Genomic DNA, 14941 nt, shown 5'->3' with positions numbered 1-14941 from the left:
GCAAGTGGCCGGCATGGCGCGTTATACGGGGATCGATCGGGTGGAGGCAAGGGCACAAGGGCGCACCAAGGGGGGCTTCATCGCCGGGGTGGCATTTTTCATCCTGGTCATGTGGGGGCTCTACCAGACTGCGCTGGATGTTAAAGACTGGCTGACGGATGCCAGTCGGTTGCCCATGAGCGAGCTGTTGCTGCAGGGGCAACACGAATATTTGAAAGCCGATGAGTTGCGCGCGGCCGTGCTGGATGGCGCCGAGTTGCGCAACTTCTTCGAGTTGGACGTGAACGAATTGCAGGGGCGTTTGAACGCCCTGCCTTGGGTGGCCCAGGTCTCGGTACGCAAGAAGTGGCCGAACAAGATCAAGGTCTACCTCACCGAACAGGATGTGGCGGCACGCTGGAACGGCAACCGCTTCGTCAACACCAAGGGTGAGGTGTTCAGTGCGCCGGACAGGGTGAAGAAACCCCTGATGCAGTTGTCCGGGCCCGATGATCAGGCCGCCAAGGTGCTGGAAGCCAGCCATCAGTACGAGACGCTGCTGGCGGCCAGGGGATACAAGTTGTTGGGGGTGAATCTGACCCCCCGCCATGCCTGGGAACTGACCCTGGATGGCAACATTCAGCTGTTCGTGGGGCGCTCGGATATCGCGCTTCGCCTGCAGCGGTTTATCGATGCCTTTCCGGTCATCGAACCCCGTGAGCGGGTTGCTTACGTGGATCTTCGATACGACACCGGAATGGCGGTTGGCTGGAAGAAGAACGAAGAGAAAGTGAATGACCAACACCGCAGATAGAAATTTGATTGTCGGACTGGATATCGGCACGACCAAGGTGGCGGTACTGGTTGGCGAAGTATTGCCCGATGGCGAGCTCAATGTCATCGGCATGGGCAGCCACGCTTCTCGCGGGATGGAGAAGGGCGGGGTCAATGATCTCGACTCCGTGGTCAAGTCCCTGCGCCGCGCGGTGGAAGAAGCCGAGATGATGGCCGACTGCCAGATCAGCTCCGTCTATCTGGGGCTGTCCGGCAAGCACATCGATTGCCGCAACGAGACCGGCATGGTGCCCATCTCCGACGAAGAGGTGACCCAGGAGGACGTGGACAACGTCATCCACACCGCCAAGTCGGTACGACTGTCCGATGAGCTGCGGGTGCTGCACGTGCTGCCTCAGGAGTTTGCCATCGACTATCAGGAAGGGATCAAGAATCCGGTTGGTCTCTCCGGCGTGCGGATGGCGGCCAAGGTGCACCTGATCACCTGCCACAACGACATGGCTCGCAACATCGAGAAATGTGTGGAGAAGGTGGGTTTGCGGGTGGATCAGCTGATCTTTTCGGCCCTGGCTTCCAGCTATGCCGTGCTGACCGAAGACGAGAAGGAGCTGGGTGTCTGCGTGGTGGACATCGGTGGCGGGACCATGGACATGTCGCTGTTTACCGGCGGCGCCCTGCGCCACACCAAGGTGATCCCGTATGCTGGCAGCACTGTGACCAGCGACATCGCCTACGCCTTTGGCACACCGCCACTGGACGCGGAAGCGATCAAGGTGCGCTACGGTTGCGCCCTCGGCCGCCTGGTCAGCAAGGAAGACAATATTGAAGTCCCCAGTGTCGGCGGTCGCCCGGCGCGCAGCCTGCAACGGCAGACACTGGCTGAAGTGATTGAACCCCGCTACACGGAATTGCTCTCCATGGTGAATGACGAGCTGGTACGGGTGCAGAGCGAATTGAAGGCACAGGGGGTCAAGCATCAGCTGGCGGCCGGTGTGGTATTGACCGGTGGCGCTGCCCAGATCGAAGGCATTGTGGAGTGCGCAGAGCAGATCTTCCAGAGCCAGGTCCGGGTGGGCGAACCCATGAACATTCGGGGATTGAGCGATTACGTGCAGGCACCTGTGTACTCGACTGCGGTCGGGCTACTGCAGTACGGCCGTACCAATCAATCCACCGGCAGTAGCAAGGAATATGCCGCCAAGGCAAGCGTAGGTGGGCTGGTCAAACGGGTCAGCAACTGGTTGCGTGGCGAGTTCTAAAGATTTTGCTGAGTCAGGCAAATAAAGCGGAGAGACAACATGTTTGAATTTATGGATAGCCACACTGACGAAGCCGTCATCAAGGTGATAGGTGTGGGTGGCGGCGGCGGCAACGCAGTCGAGCACATGGTTCGTCAAAACATCGAGGGTGTTGAGTTCATTACCGTCAACACCGACGCCCAGGCACTGCGCAACTCCAGTGCCAACACTACCTTGCAGATCGGCGGTGGCATCACCAAGGGTCTGGGGGCCGGAGCCAATCCGGAAGTGGGCCGTGATGCCGCCATGGAAGACAGGGAAGCGCTGCGTGAGCTGCTGACCGGTTCAGACATGGTGTTCATCGCAGCCGGCATGGGCGGTGGTACAGGTACGGGTGCCGCACCTATCGTGGCCGAAGTGGCCCGGGAGATGGGCATCCTGACCGTCGCCGTCGTGACCAAGCCGTTCTCCTTCGAAGGGAAGAAGCGGATGGGCTTCGCCGCCCACGGCATCGAGGAGCTGTCCAAGAATGTCGATTCCCTGATCACCATCCCCAACGACAAGTTGCTGAAGGTACTGGGTCGCGGCATCTCCCTGCTGGACGCCTTCAAGGCGGCCAACGACGTGCTGCTGGGTGCGGTACAGGGCATCGCCGAGCTGATCACCCGTCCGGGCTTGATCAACGTCGACTTCGCGGACGTGCGTACCGTGATGCGTGAAATGGGTACCGCCATGATGGGGACTGGTTCCGCCTCCGGTGATGACCGTGCCGAAGAAGCGGCCGAGAAGGCCATCTCCAGCCCGCTGCTGGAAGACGTGGATCTGGCCGGTGCCCGTGGCATCCTGGTCAACATCACCGCCGGCATGGACATGACCATCGAAGAGTTCGAAACCGTGGGTAACGCGGTCAAGGCCTTCGCCTCCGAGAACGCCACTGTGGTGGTGGGTACCGTAATCGACCCGGAGATGCACGACGAACTGCGTGTGACCGTGGTGGCCACCGGTATCGGTGCCGAGCGCAAGCCCGACATCACCCTCGTCAAGAACAACATGGTTCAGGAACGTCCGGCCCGTCAGCCCCTGATCAGCGAAGCCCTGCAGTCTCGCGTGATGGAAGAGGCCCCGGCCAAGGTGGTGAACGCCGAGCCGCAAGCTCGTCGCGAACCGGATTATCTCGATATTCCTGCGTTCCTGCGCAAGCAAGCTGACTAAGCCTCGTATGGCCTTGGTTTGTTTGTTGCTTAAGGATTGTGCTAAGATGGCCCGGCAACGACCATCTGGTCAGGAATTTGAGCTGTTAAGCGGATACGCCCATGATTAGACAAAGAACCTTGAAAACGAGTGTCCAGGCCACCGGTGTGGGCCTGCATTCGGGTCGGAAAGTCACAATGACATTCCGTCCGGCGCCTGTTAACACAGGGATCGTTTACTTGCGTACCGATCTGAATCCTGTGGTCGCGCTGCCAGCCAACGCCGATCAGGTGCGTGATACCGTGCTTTGTACCGCTCTGGTAAACGAAGCCGGTGTCCGCGTGTCAACCATCGAACACCTCTCTGCCGCCCTGGCCGGGATGGGGATCGACAACCTCTATGTCGAGGTTGATGCCCCCGAGATCCCGGTGATGGATGGCAGTGCGCACCCGTTCATCTACCTGCTGCAAGAAGTGGGTATCCGTGAGCAGAATGCGCCCAAGCAGTTCGTGCGGATCAAGCAGAGTGTCCGGGTTGAAGACGGCGACAAGTGGGCGGAATTCCACCCCTATCGCAACGGCTTCAAGATGGATCTCGAGATCGATTTCCAGCATCCGGTATTTGAAGGCCGCAACCAGCGTTGCGTGCTGGACTTCTCCGGTGCTTCTTTCGTGAAAGAGATCAGCCGTGCCCGTACCTTCGGCTTCATGCGCGACATCGAGTACCTGCGTTCCCAGAACCTGGCCCTGGGCGGAAGCCTGGAAAACGCTGTGGTGCTGGATGACTACCGGGTGCTGAACGAAGATGGTCTGCGTTACGAGGACGAGTTCGTCAAGCACAAGATGCTGGATGCGATCGGTGATCTGTATATGTGCAATCGCAGCATCATCGGTGAATTCCGTGCCTACAAGACGGGCCATGCCCTGAACAACAAACTGCTGCGTGCCTTGCTGGCCAAGCAGGAGGCCTGGGAACTGGTGACCTTCGAGGCGGAGGGCGACAAAGCGCCCATCGCTTACTACGATAACGGTCTGGTTCTGGCCTGATAGCTGTGCAACAGGACGTCGGTCATCTCTCCGCACCGACGTCCTGTCATTTGTTTATTCCATCCTTTAATACCGATTATCTCCCGGTTTTATTGCCCGTGTTGGCTCCTGGCCTCACCTGACCGAGAAGACAGATTTCTATGAGCATTACCCTGATCCTCAACGGTAAGCAGCGCCGCAAGTTGCACTTACCCAAACAACGTCTGGCCTGGGTCGGCGGTATCCTCTTCACTGTATTGGCACTGAGTGGTGGTTGGCTCTGGCAGAGCTGGCACCAGAAAATGGAGGCGCTGGAAGTCGCGCTGGCCATGGCCGAACAGCAAAAATCCACGCAAGGGGCCGATGAAGCCCGTGAACAGCTTGCCATGCTGGCCGCCCAGGTGGGCACCATGCAGGGGCAGCTCGGTCGCCTCAATGCGCTCGGCGAGCGTCTGACCGAGAAGGCAGACCTCGATCCCGACGAATTCAATTTCAAGGAGCTGCCCCCCATGGGTGGCCCTTCCTATGACGAAGAGCTGGAAGTGAGCTTGGGCGAGCTGCAAGCCTCCATGAAACACCTCAGCCAGCAGCTCAGCAGCCGTGAAGAACAGCTGTCGGTACTTGAATCTTTCATCATGAATCACCATATCACCGATGCCGGTTTCATCTCGGGTTCACCGGTGAAGCAGGAGCGAGTCTGGATCTCCTCCGGGTTCGGTGGACGGGTAGACCCGTTCAACGGCCGCGCCAAGATGCACAAGGGGGTGGATTTTCGTGGCAAGCCCGGCACTCCCATCCTGGCGACCGGCAAGGGGATCATCAGCTGGGCAGGCCGCCACCCGGAATTTGGCAACATGGTGGAGATAGACCATGGCAATGGTCTGGTGACCCGCTATGCCCACAACTCCAAGTTGTTGGTGGATGTGGGCACCCTGGTCGATGAGGGCCAGAAGATTGCCTTGATGGGGCGTACCGGTCGTGCGACCGGGGTCCATCTGCATTACGAAGTGTTGAAAGATGGTCGTCAGGTCAACCCCGCGCGCTTTCTGAATGCCAGACGGGGTTAGGTTTTTTCTTCAGGTTCCAGTGACGGAACGCTTATATAACCAAAACAGTTGGTACACATGATTAGTACACTGCTCACCAAGATTATCGGCAGCCGGAACGACAGAACGCTCAAGGCTTTGCGCAAAATTGTTAAACAGATCAATGCGATGGAGCCTCAGTTCGAGGCCTTGTCCGATGGCGAGCTGCAGGCGAAGACCGCCGAGTACCGTCAGCGCCTGGAGCAGGGCGAGACGCTTGAGCAGTTGTTGCCGGAAGCGTTCGCCACCGTACGCGAGGCCTCCCGCCGGGTGTTCGGCATGCGTCATTTCGACGTGCAGCTGATCGGCGGCATGGTGCTGAACTCCAACCGTATCGCCGAGATGAAGACGGGCGAAGGCAAGACGCTGACTGCAACCTTGCCTGCCTATCTGAACGCGCTGACCGGTCGCGGTGTGCACGTGGTGACGGTGAACGACTATCTGGCCAAGCGCGATGCGGAGGCGAACCGCCCGCTGTTCACCTTCCTCGGCATGACGGTCGACTGCAACGTGCCCGGTATGGATGCGTCCCAGAAGCGCGATGCCTACGCCGCCGACATCACTTACGGTACCAACAACGAATTCGGTTTCGACTACCTGCGCGACAACATGGCGTTCTCGCCCGAGCAGCGCGTGCAGCGTCCGCTCAACTACGCGCTGGTGGATGAGGTGGATTCGGTGCTCATCGATGAAGCCCGTACCCCGCTCATCATCTCCGGCCCGGCGGAAGACAGCTCCGCCATGTATACCCAGATCAACAAGCTGATCCCGCTGCTGGTCAAGCAGGACAAGGAAGACTCGGAAGAGTATACCGGCGATGGCCACTACACCGTGGACGAGAAGAACCGCCAGGCGCTGCTGACCGAAAACGGCCAGATTTTCGTGGAAGAGCTGCTCAAGAAAGAGGGGCTGCTGGCGGAAGAGGACTCCCTGTTCTCCGCCACCAACATCAGCCTGCTGCACCACGTCAATGCCGGCCTGCGCGCTCACACCCTGTTCGAACGCAACGTCGACTACATCGTCCAGAAAGACGAGATCGTCATCGTCGACGAACACACCGGCCGTACCATGCCGGGTCGTCGCTGGTCTGACGGCCTGCACCAGGCGGTCGAGGCGAAGGAAGGGGTCAAGATCCAGAACGAGAACCAGACTCTGGCCTCCATCACCTTCCAGAACTACTTCCGCCTGTATGACAAGCTGGCGGGGATGACCGGGACTGCGGATACAGAAGCCTTTGAATTCCAGCAGATTTATGGTCTGGATACCGTGGTCATTCCGACCAACAAGCCGATGGTGCGCAAGGACATGGGCGATCTGGTCTACCTGACCGCCCAGGAGAAGTACGTCGCCATCGTCGAAGATATCCGTGGCTGCGTCGAGCGTGGCCAACCTGTACTGGTCGGTACCGTCTCCATCGAGAACTCCGAACTGCTGTCCGGCATCCTGACCAAGGAAAACATCCCGCACAAGGTGCTGAACGCCAAGTTCCACGCCATGGAAGCGGAAATTGTTGCCCAGGCCGGTCAGACTGGCGCAGTCACCATTGCCACCAACATGGCCGGTCGCGGTACCGACATCGTGCTCGGCGGCAACTGGCAGGCCGAGATCGCCGCGCTGGAAAACCCGACCGACGAGCAGATTAAAACCATCAAGGCGGCCTGGCAGATCCGTCACGATGAGGTGCTGGCCGCTGGCGGTCTGCACATCATAGGCACCGAGCGCCACGAATCCCGTCGTATCGACAACCAGCTGCGTGGCCGTTCCGGTCGTCAGGGTGACCCGGGCTCCTCCCGTTTCTACCTCTCCATGGAAGATACCCTGATGCGGATCTTCGCCTCCGACCGCGTGACCGGCATGATGAAGAAGCTGGGCATGGAAGAGGGCGAGGCCATCGAACACCCCTGGGTGACCAAGGCCATCGAGAACGCCCAGCGCAAGGTAGAGGGTCGCAACTTCGACATCCGTAAAAACCTGCTCGAGTTCGATGATGTGGCGAACGACCAGCGCAAGGTGGTCTACGAACAGCGCAACGAGCTGCTGGACACCAACGACATCTCCGACACCATCCACGTCATCCGGGATGACGTTTATGGCGCCGTGATCGACGAGTACATTCCGCCCCAGTCCCTGGAAGAAATGTGGGACGTGCCTGGTCTGGAAGCGCGCCTGAAGTCTGATTTCGCGCTGGACCTGCCGCTGCAGCAGTGGCTGGCGGAAGACGACAAGCTGTATGAAGAGAAGCTGCGCGAGCGCATCCTGGAAGAAGCCACCAAGCTCTACGCCCACAAGGAAGAGCTGGTCGGCAAGGACGTATTGCGCAACTTCGAGAAGGCGGTGATGCTGCAGACCCTGGATGGTCTGTGGAAGGAGCATCTGGCGGCCATGGATCACCTGCGTCAGGGCATCCATCTGCGCGGCTACGCCCAGAAGAACCCCAAGCAGGAGTACAAGCGTGAGTCCTTCGATCTGTTCACCCAGATGCTGGAAACCCTCAAGCGCGACGTGGTCAGCATCCTGAGCCGGGTACAGGTCCAGGAGCGCGACGTGGAAGCGATGGAAGAGCAGCAGCGCCAGCAGGCGGAAGCGGCTCCCCGCACCTATACCCATGCCGCCGCCGAGAACCAGCTGGCCGACGAAGAGACCCAGGCCGACGCGGCGCCGGTGACCTTCGTGCGCGACGAGCAGAAGGTCGGTCGCAACGATCCTTGCCCCTGCGGATCCGGCAAGAAGTACAAGCATTGTCACGGTCAGTTGACCTGAGTGACCTAATGCCATGACAAGGCGGGCCCGGTGCCCGCCTTGTTTTTGTCACATGGCGACGCAAAATCGGATGTTGGGCATCATCGGCAGCTCACCCAGCCGGGTGCTGGGGTCATAGAGCGATCCGAGCAGGCAGAGAGTACAAAGGTAACAAGATGGAACAGAAAAAGCGGATCTGGGTGGCGGTCGGCGTCATCGAGAATGAACGGGGCGATATCTTCATCGCCAAGCGCTCCTCCGATCGCCATCAGGGGGATCGCTGGGAGTTTCCCGGGGGCAAGGTGGAGTCGGGGGAAGACTTGCTCACCGCGCTCGACAGGGAGCTGTGGGAGGAGATCGGCATCCGGGTGCAGGATTGCACACCTTTCATGGAGCTGCATCACGACTACCCGGACAAGCAGGTGCTGCTAGATATCTGGAAGGTGACCCGCTTCCATGGCGAACCCTTTGGCAAGGAAGGGCAGGAGTGCCGCTGGGTGCCGCTGGCAGAGCTGCACAACTACCAGTTCCCCGATGCCAATGGCCCCATAGTGGCGCGGCTGCAGGCCGTGCTGGCTTGAGCCGGTAGCAAAATAAAATGAAAAAGGGCCAAGCGGCCCTTTTTCATTTTGCAGAGGTGAGTGACCGCCACTGGCTTATAGCCACTGGTCGCCCTCTTCCGGCTCCGGCAGCAGATCCGGGTTGATCTCCCCTGGGATCCGCTTCTCTTCATCCGCCCATTCGCCGAGATCGATCAGCTGGCAGCGCTTGCTGCAGAAGGGGCGAAACGGGCTCTGTGGGCCCCATTCCACTTCGTTCTGACAGGTCGGACATTTTACCTTGGTGACCATGGGAGCTCCTTAGCAGCAGGCAAGCTGGAAGGGTACATCGCCAATCGCTTGTTCTGTTGTGGGCAGAAAACGCAGGGCGAAGCGGTTCTTGTGGCCACTCAGGGTCGGGTAGCAGGACTGGGAACCGGTCAGGCGGATGCGGATCAGCTCGGCCCCCTCGGCGGTATCCTGGAAGAAGCCATTGGTGGCTACCTGATCGCTGAAGTGGCCAGATTCACGCCACAGCCTCAGCAGCAGGGAGATGGCGTTCATCAGCAGGTTGATGTCGCTGAGCCATTGCTGCATCTGTTGATGGCGAGCAACGGCCGGCGTCACCAGCCAGTGGTGCAGTTGTGGCACGTCGAAGGCGCATAGACCACCAGGAATGGAGAAGCGCTGGCGGATGGAGCCGAGCAGACGATCCTCTTTCAGGCGGGCGCCAGGACGAGGGGAGCTGAGCAGGCTGCGGGAAAGCTGGGTGCTCTCCTGCTGCATCCGCTGGATCTGCTCGAGGTCAACGTCCGGCAGGCTGGCCCAATGGCTCAGACGCTGGCCGAGACGCTCGAGATCCTTGATCAGATCGGCGCGCAGATCACCGCGCTCCAGCAACTCCTGCAAATCGAACAACCCCTTGAAGAAGGCGATGTGTGCCCAGGACTGGTCACTCTCCAGATTGTCGCGGATCTGGGAAAACAGGGACTCCAGACGAAGATAGGTCCGGCTTTTTTCGTTGAGGGGAAAATCGTAAATCATGCCTAATCCTGGCCAGCCATAAACCGGCCTAGTGTACTCACACTTGGGGGGCTTGTTGAGAGGCAAATGCCAGATATGTCTCGTGCAGCGCTAAAATTCGCTCCCGTATGGTCTCAGTCGTGCCACTCTGGTTGTCCAGCACGTCATCGGCCATCGCCAGGCGCTCGCTGCGGTTCGCCTGGGATGCCAGTATGGCTTCGGCCTGCTCTCGGCTGACTCCGTCCCGGCGGCAGGTTCGCTCGATCTGGGTCGCCTCATCCACGTCGATGACCAGTACTCTATCGGCCAGTTCGGTGAGCCGGTTTTCCACCAGCAGGGGCACCACCAGCAGACAGTAGGGGGAACTGACTGCCGCGCACTGGCGCAGCATCTCGCTGCGAATGATCGGATGGAGAAGGGCATTGAGCCAGGACTTGGCCGCCGGATCGCTGAAGATCCGCTCGCGCAGGACTCGCCTGTCCAGCAGTCCCTGCTCGGTCAAGATCTCTGGGCCGAAGTGGTTGACGATGGCGGCCAGCGCCGGAGTTCCGGGTGCCACCACTTCGCGGGCAATCAGGTCGGCATCGACCACCTCTATCCCCAGGGCCGCAAACTGGTTGGCGATGGTCGTCTTGCCGCTGCCTATTCCGCCGGTGATGGCTACCACATACATAGATTTGTGATCCCCTTGCTAGAGAACGATGTCCAGATACCAGCGGGTGATGTTATCCCCCCACAGCAGTGCTATCCAGCCCGCGATGGCGAGATAGGGGCCAAAGGGGATGGGTTTGCCCTGATGATGGTTGCGCAGCAGGATAAGTCCGATCCCGATGATGGCGCCGACCAGTGAAGAGAGCAGCAGCACTATGGGCAGCGCCTGCCAGCCCAGCCAGGCACCGAGTGCCGCCAGCAGCTTGAAGTCGCCATGACCCATCCCCTCCTTGCCGGTCAGCAGCTTGAACGCCCAGTAGAGACTCCAGAGCACCAGATAGCCAGCCATGGCGCCGATCACCGCATCGGCCAGCGGCACAAAGCCGCCTGCCAGATTGAACAACAGACCGCCCCACAGCAGCGGCAGTGTGAGCTGGTCCGGCAGCAGCATCTTGTCCAGATCGATGAAGGTGAGGGCCACCAGTACCCAGGTCAGTGCGAGGGCTGCCAGGGCTCCCCAGCCGGGAGTGAGGGTCGCCGCAACGGTGACCGACAACAGGGCGGTCAGCAGCTCGACCAGGGGATAGCGGGCCGAAATTGGCGCCTTGCATTGTCGGCAACGTCCCTTGAGCCAGAGCCAGCTCAGCAGGGGGATGTTCTCCAGCGCGCTTATGGGGTGATCGCAGTGGGGGCAGCGAGAGCGCGGTACCATCAGGTTGTAAGGTTCGGCGGGGGAAGTGGCAACCTCGCTGCCGAAGTAATCACGGTAGTCTGCATGCCACTCCCGCTCCAGCATGATGGGCAGGCGATGGATCACCACGTTAAGGAAGCTGCCAATCATCAGGGAGAAGAGAAAAATCAGGGAGAGATAGAGCCAGGGCAGGCCCTGGGCCAGTTCGATCAGAGGCACCATAAATCAACCGCTTGTGTGGAGAATCAGGATGGCAGAGGACCAGAACGAGCCATGCCCGCTGGTCACTCTGCCGAAGGGGCTCAGTGTATCACAGAGCCCAGCTTGAAGATGGGGAGGTACATGGCGACGACCATGCCACCGACCAGCACCCCGAGCACCACCATGATGATGGGTTCGAGCAGGCTGGTGAGGCCATCGACCATGTCGTCCACCTCCTGCTCGAAGATGGCGGCAACCTTGGAGAGCATGTCATCGATGGCGCCTGACTCTTCACCAATCATCACCATCTGGATCACCATGTCTGGGAAGAGATCCACGGTACGCATGGCGACGTTGATCTGCATGCCGGCCACCACTTCGTTGCGAATGGCCAGGATGGCCGTGCGATAGACATAGTTGCCAGAGGCGCCGGCCGCTGACACCAGGGCATCCACCAGAGGTATCCCGGCGGAGAAGGTGGTGGAGAGGGTACGGGCGAAGCGGGCCATGGCCGCCTTGTGCAATATGTTGCCCACGACAGGAATGGTGAGGATGAATCTGTCGGTGTTGTCCCGCACCTTCTGGGATTTTCGCCAGGCGCGCACATAGAGGAAGATGGCCAAGGCAGTGCCACCAAAGATGATATACCACCAAGCTTGCATGAAGCGGGAGATACCGATGACGAATTGGGTGAAGACTGGCAGCTCTGCCCCGAAGCTCTTGAAGATCTCCTCGAACTGGGGAATGACGAACAGCAGCAGGATGGAGGTTACGATGATGGCGACCAGGATGACCATGGCGGGATAGAACATGGCTTTCTTGATCTTGGACTTCAGCGCCTCACTCTTCTCGCGGTATGTGGCAATCCGGTCGTAGATGGTTTCCAGCGCGCCGGACTGCTCCCCCGCGTCTACCAGGTCGCAGTAGAGCGCATCGAAGTGGCGGGGATGGCGGCGCAGCGCCTCTGACAGCGGGGTGCCGGTTTCCACATCGGTGGCGATCTGGCCGATGAGTTCGCGTACTGCTGCCTTCTCATGACCGCGGGCGATGATCTGCAAGCTTTGCACCAGCGGCACACCGGCCGAGAGCATGGTGGTGATCTGACGGGAGATGACGGCGATGTCCATCGGCTTGATCCGAGCACCCCCCTTGGAAAACAGGCCCTGGCCCTGCTTGCTGACCTTGGTGACATTGACGCCCTGCTTGCGCAGCTCCGCCTTGACGGTGTTGATGCTGTCGGCCTGGAACTCACCGGAAACCTTTTGTCCCTTGCGATTGAATCCATGCCAGCGGAAGGAGAAGACCTTTTTAGGTGTGTTACGTTTTTGCGCTAATGTTGCCATCACTGCATCCTGCAATTGGGCGACGGTGGCCGGATGAGGCACTGCCCGTCCGGTTCATCTTGGCTTGAAGAACATCATCGGGGTGACTGTATCGGCTTCACCCGGCTTGATGACTGGAACATTATGTATTCAGTTGGTCGTGATCCTGTTGATCTCGGCCAGGCTGGTGACCCCCAGACGGGCCTTCTCCAGGCCGGAAATGCGCAGGGTACGCATACCCTCCTTCTGGGCGATGGCAGCGATCTGCAGCGAGTTTGCTCCCTGCATGATCAGCTTGGCGATGTTCTCCGACATCAGCATGATTTCATAGATGCCGACCCGTCCTCTGTATCCTCCCGAACACTCCTTGCAACCGACCGGTTTGAACAGCCGCAAACCGGCGGCAAGCTGTTGCTGGGTAAAACCGAACTCCAGCAATTCGGCTTCCGGCACTGCCTCGGGCACCTTGCAGTGATCGCACAGCTTGCGTGCGAGGCGCTGGGCCATGATCAGGGTCACCGAGGAGGCGATGTTGAAGGCGGGCACCCCCATGTTCATCATCCGGGTCAGGGTCTCGGCCGCCGAGTTGGTGTGCAGGGTTGACAGCACCAGGTGTCCGGTCTGAGCGGCCTTGATGGCAATCTCGGCGGTTTCCAGATCCCGGATCTCCCCCACCATGACGATGTCAGGATCCTGGCGCAGGAAGGAGCGCAGGGCACTGGCGAAGGTGAGCCCCGCCTTGGGATTGATCTGCACCTGGTTGACGCCGGGCAGGTTGATCTCCACTGGATCCTCGGCGGTGGAGATGTTGACCTCGCTGGTATTGAGGATGTTGAGACCGGTATAGAGTGATACTGTCTTGCCCGATCCCGTGGGGCCCGTGACCAGTATCATGCCCTGTGGCTTGGAGAGCGCATGCAGATATTGCGCCTTCTGGCGTTCGTCGAAGCCGAGTTGGTCTAGGTTGAGGCGAGATACTGACGAGTCCAGCAGGCGAATGACGACCTTTTCTCCCCACATGGTGGGCAGGGTGTTGACCCGCATATCCATGGACCGGTTGCGGGAGATCTTCAGCTTGATCCGTCCATCCTGGGGCAGGCGCCGCTCGGCGATATCGAGCCGCGCCATTACCTTTAAGCGAGCCGCGAAACGGTTCGCCAGATTGACCGGCGGGGTGGCGATTTCGTGCAGTATGCCGTCGATCCGGAAGCGGATCCGGTACTTGGTCTCATAGGGTTCGAAATGCAGGTCGGATGCGCCACGCTTGATGGCGTCCATCATGATCTTGTGAATGTATTTGACGATGGGGGCATCGTCGTCGGCGGTATTGACGTTGTCGTCGAGCCGCGAACTCTCATCAGAGACCTCGAGTTCCGAGATTTCGGCCTCGTCGATGTGATCCATGCCCAGGGTGTCCTGCTCGCTTTCCATCAGCTTGCCGATGGCGGCGGTCAGCTTGCCCTCTTCGACCAGCAAGGCTTCGGTATGCAGACCGAAGCTGAAGCCAAAGTCCTCCAGAGCCGACACATTGGTCGGGTCCGACATGGCGATATAGAGGGTGTGGCCCTGGGTGTAGATGGGCAGCACATGGTGTTTCTCGATAAGCTTCTGATTGAGGTACTTCTGCGGGATCTCGGAGAGATCGAAGGCGGCAAGATCCAGCAGAGGTACCCCATACTCCAGCTCGCAGAAATCCGCTAGGGCCTTGCTGTCGAGGATGTCATTTTCGATCAGGAAGGTGACAAAGGGCTTGCGCTGCGCCCTGGCCTGGCTCAGATAGCGCTGTGAGTCCGGCTCACTGAGGAGGGAAGAGGCGGCCAGGCTGGTGGCCAGGCCGCTATTGAGGCTAGAGGTCATGCGTTAGCAATAACCATCTTGCTTGCAAGATCCGGTTGTAACCCAGTTAATTTGTTCTCCGGGTACTGTAGAAGTTGTTAATGCAGGGCTTGCACTCAGGGTATAGGTGGATTCTTTGGCAGAATCAAAAATAGCTGAGGATCTAACTGTAATTGCTCCAGCTGTTGTTACATCGGTTGAGACGGGAGCCTTAACGTACTCTTGATTGTCTATCGCTGCAGAAAGAGCAGCAAAAGCCCTTGCCCCACAGCCAGTGGTTGCATTCATAATTTCAGCGTTATTACTTGCTCCTTGAACACATACCTCTATGGCTGTTTTTGCTGGGCCTATAGCTGCAATTACTTCAGAAAATTTTGCGCGTTTGGTATAGGTCTGATACGCCGGCAAGGCGATGGCGGCCAGAATGGCAACGATCGCAACCACTATCATCAATTCGATTAGCGTAAACCCTGATTGTTTTTTCATGTTGCTTTTCATGTCAAATTTCCTTTTTTCCATGGTTCCTGAACAGTGCCGGTGGAATTCTATCCACACTCCAGCATCTTATCCGAGCGCTTCGGGTTGGCAACAGAGGCAGCACCCTTGTTAGCAACTGCCCCGTAAAC

14 protein-coding genes are annotated in these 14941 nt (G+C 59.1%); 7 read left to right on the top strand and 7 right to left on the bottom strand.

Translation table 11 applies throughout. From position 1 onward, the window contains the following. Window positions 1-40 precede the first annotated feature (40 nt). The 7 genes from BN1127_RS07465 (at window position 41) to mutT (ending at window position 8633) form a co-directional block, all read left to right on the top strand. Window positions 41-793 carry a cell division protein FtsQ/DivIB gene (locus BN1127_RS07465; RefSeq protein ID WP_041206795.1) on the top strand — a complete coding sequence of 251 codons (753 nt, stop codon included), beginning with the start codon at window positions 41-43 and terminating at the stop codon, window positions 791-793. Further along, entirely contained in the window at window positions 774-2033 is a 1260-nt protein-coding gene (gene ftsA / locus BN1127_RS07460; protein WP_025328454.1) for a cell division protein FtsA, read from the top strand. The genes BN1127_RS07465 and ftsA overlap by 20 nt, the downstream gene beginning before the upstream one ends. Window positions 2034-2072: 39 nt before the next feature. Further along, the gene (ftsZ, locus tag BN1127_RS07455) at window positions 2073-3224 is read left to right on the top strand and encodes a cell division protein FtsZ (RefSeq protein ID WP_005305686.1); all 1152 of its coding nucleotides are present in this window, start codon (window positions 2073-2075) and stop codon (window positions 3222-3224) included. Window positions 3225-3325: 101 nt separating this feature from the next. Continuing rightward, complete coding sequence (gene lpxC / locus BN1127_RS07450) at window positions 3326-4249, top strand: UDP-3-O-acyl-N-acetylglucosamine deacetylase (protein ID WP_042649033.1); 924 nt, start codon at window positions 3326-3328, stop codon at window positions 4247-4249. A gap of 140 nt (window positions 4250-4389) precedes the next feature. Further along, on the top strand, window positions 4390-5295 hold the full coding sequence (locus tag BN1127_RS07445) for a M23 family metallopeptidase (RefSeq protein WP_042649032.1): 906 nt from the start codon (window positions 4390-4392) through the stop codon (window positions 5293-5295). A 57-nt stretch (window positions 5296-5352) separates the two neighbouring features. Further along, window positions 5353-8073: a preprotein translocase subunit SecA gene (gene secA, locus BN1127_RS07440; RefSeq protein ID WP_042649031.1), complete on the top strand. Its 2721-nt coding sequence runs from the start codon at window positions 5353-5355 to the stop codon at window positions 8071-8073. A 155-nt stretch (window positions 8074-8228) separates the two neighbouring features. Next, window positions 8229-8633 carry an 8-oxo-dGTP diphosphatase MutT gene (mutT, locus tag BN1127_RS07435; protein ID WP_005332118.1) on the top strand — a complete coding sequence of 135 codons (405 nt, stop codon included), beginning with the start codon at window positions 8229-8231 and terminating at the stop codon, window positions 8631-8633. A gap of 75 nt (window positions 8634-8708) precedes the next feature. Here the strand turns inward: mutT and yacG are convergent, their stop codons facing one another. The 7 genes from yacG to BN1127_RS23125 all read right to left on the bottom strand — a co-directional run bounded on the left by yacG (window position 8709) and on the right by BN1127_RS23125 (window position 14801). Further along, window positions 8709-8903, bottom strand: coding sequence for a DNA gyrase inhibitor YacG (yacG, locus tag BN1127_RS07430; protein WP_042649030.1), 195 nt, complete (start codon window positions 8901-8903; stop codon window positions 8709-8711). 9 nt (window positions 8904-8912) lie between these two features. After that, window positions 8913-9635 carry a cell division protein ZapD gene (gene zapD, locus BN1127_RS07425; protein ID WP_042649029.1) on the bottom strand — a complete coding sequence of 241 codons (723 nt, stop codon included), beginning with the start codon at window positions 9633-9635 and terminating at the stop codon, window positions 8913-8915. A gap of 37 nt (window positions 9636-9672) precedes the next feature. Next, window positions 9673-10287, bottom strand: a complete 615-nt coding sequence (coaE, locus tag BN1127_RS07420) for a dephospho-CoA kinase (protein ID WP_042649028.1) — start codon at window positions 10285-10287, stop codon at window positions 9673-9675. 18 nt (window positions 10288-10305) lie between these two features. Continuing rightward, window positions 10306-11178 carry a prepilin peptidase gene (locus tag BN1127_RS07415; protein ID WP_042649027.1) on the bottom strand — a complete coding sequence of 291 codons (873 nt, stop codon included), beginning with the start codon at window positions 11176-11178 and terminating at the stop codon, window positions 10306-10308. A gap of 80 nt (window positions 11179-11258) precedes the next feature. Then, the gene (locus tag BN1127_RS07410) at window positions 11259-12500 is read right to left on the bottom strand and encodes a type II secretion system F family protein (RefSeq protein WP_042649026.1); all 1242 of its coding nucleotides are present in this window, start codon (window positions 12498-12500) and stop codon (window positions 11259-11261) included. Between the two features lie 129 nt (window positions 12501-12629). After that, complete coding sequence (gene tapB / locus BN1127_RS07405; protein WP_042649025.1) at window positions 12630-14336, bottom strand: PilB family type IVa pilus assembly ATPase TapB; 1707 nt, start codon at window positions 14334-14336, stop codon at window positions 12630-12632. A 3-nt stretch (window positions 14337-14339) separates the two neighbouring features. Then, window positions 14340-14801, bottom strand: a complete 462-nt coding sequence (locus BN1127_RS23125; protein ID WP_082030008.1) for a pilin — start codon at window positions 14799-14801, stop codon at window positions 14340-14342. Between the last annotated feature and the right edge of the window lie 140 nt (window positions 14802-14941).

It is taken from the genome of Aeromonas media, from assembly GCF_000819985.1.
GTDB classification, from domain to species: domain Bacteria; phylum Pseudomonadota; class Gammaproteobacteria; order Enterobacterales; family Aeromonadaceae; genus Aeromonas; species Aeromonas media.
This window is presented reverse-complemented; position numbering and strand designations above follow the sequence as displayed.

Bases quoted from the DNA above. Each gene is read 5' to 3' on its own strand.
- BN1127_RS07415 (WP_042649027.1), bottom strand. From the start codon at position 11,178: ATGGTGCCTCTGATCGAACTGGCCCAGGGCCTGCCCTGGCTCTATCTC.
- BN1127_RS07410 (WP_042649026.1), bottom strand. From the start codon at position 12,500: ATGGCAACATTAGCGCAAAAACGTAACACACCTAAAAAGGTCTTCTCC.
- secA (WP_042649031.1), top strand. From the start codon at position 5,353: ATGATTAGTACACTGCTCACCAAGATTATCGGCAGCCGGAACGACAGA.
- ftsZ (WP_005305686.1), top strand. From the start codon at position 2,073: ATGTTTGAATTTATGGATAGCCACACTGACGAAGCCGTCATCAAGGTG.
- BN1127_RS07445 (WP_042649032.1), top strand. From the start codon at position 4,390: ATGAGCATTACCCTGATCCTCAACGGTAAGCAGCGCCGCAAGTTGCAC.
- BN1127_RS23125 (WP_082030008.1), bottom strand. From the start codon at position 14,801: ATGAAAAAACAATCAGGGTTTACGCTAATCGAATTGATGATAGTGGTT.
- lpxC (WP_042649033.1), top strand. From the start codon at position 3,326: ATGATTAGACAAAGAACCTTGAAAACGAGTGTCCAGGCCACCGGTGTG.
- zapD (WP_042649029.1), bottom strand. From the start codon at position 9,635: ATGATTTACGATTTTCCCCTCAACGAAAAAAGCCGGACCTATCTTCGT.
- mutT (WP_005332118.1), top strand. From the start codon at position 8,229: ATGGAACAGAAAAAGCGGATCTGGGTGGCGGTCGGCGTCATCGAGAAT.
- ftsA (WP_025328454.1), top strand. From the start codon at position 774: ATGACCAACACCGCAGATAGAAATTTGATTGTCGGACTGGATATCGGC.
- tapB (WP_042649025.1), bottom strand. From the start codon at position 14,336: ATGACCTCTAGCCTCAATAGCGGCCTGGCCACCAGCCTGGCCGCCTCT.
- yacG (WP_042649030.1), bottom strand. From the start codon at position 8,903: ATGGTCACCAAGGTAAAATGTCCGACCTGTCAGAACGAAGTGGAATGG.
- coaE (WP_042649028.1), bottom strand. From the start codon at position 10,287: ATGTATGTGGTAGCCATCACCGGCGGAATAGGCAGCGGCAAGACGACC.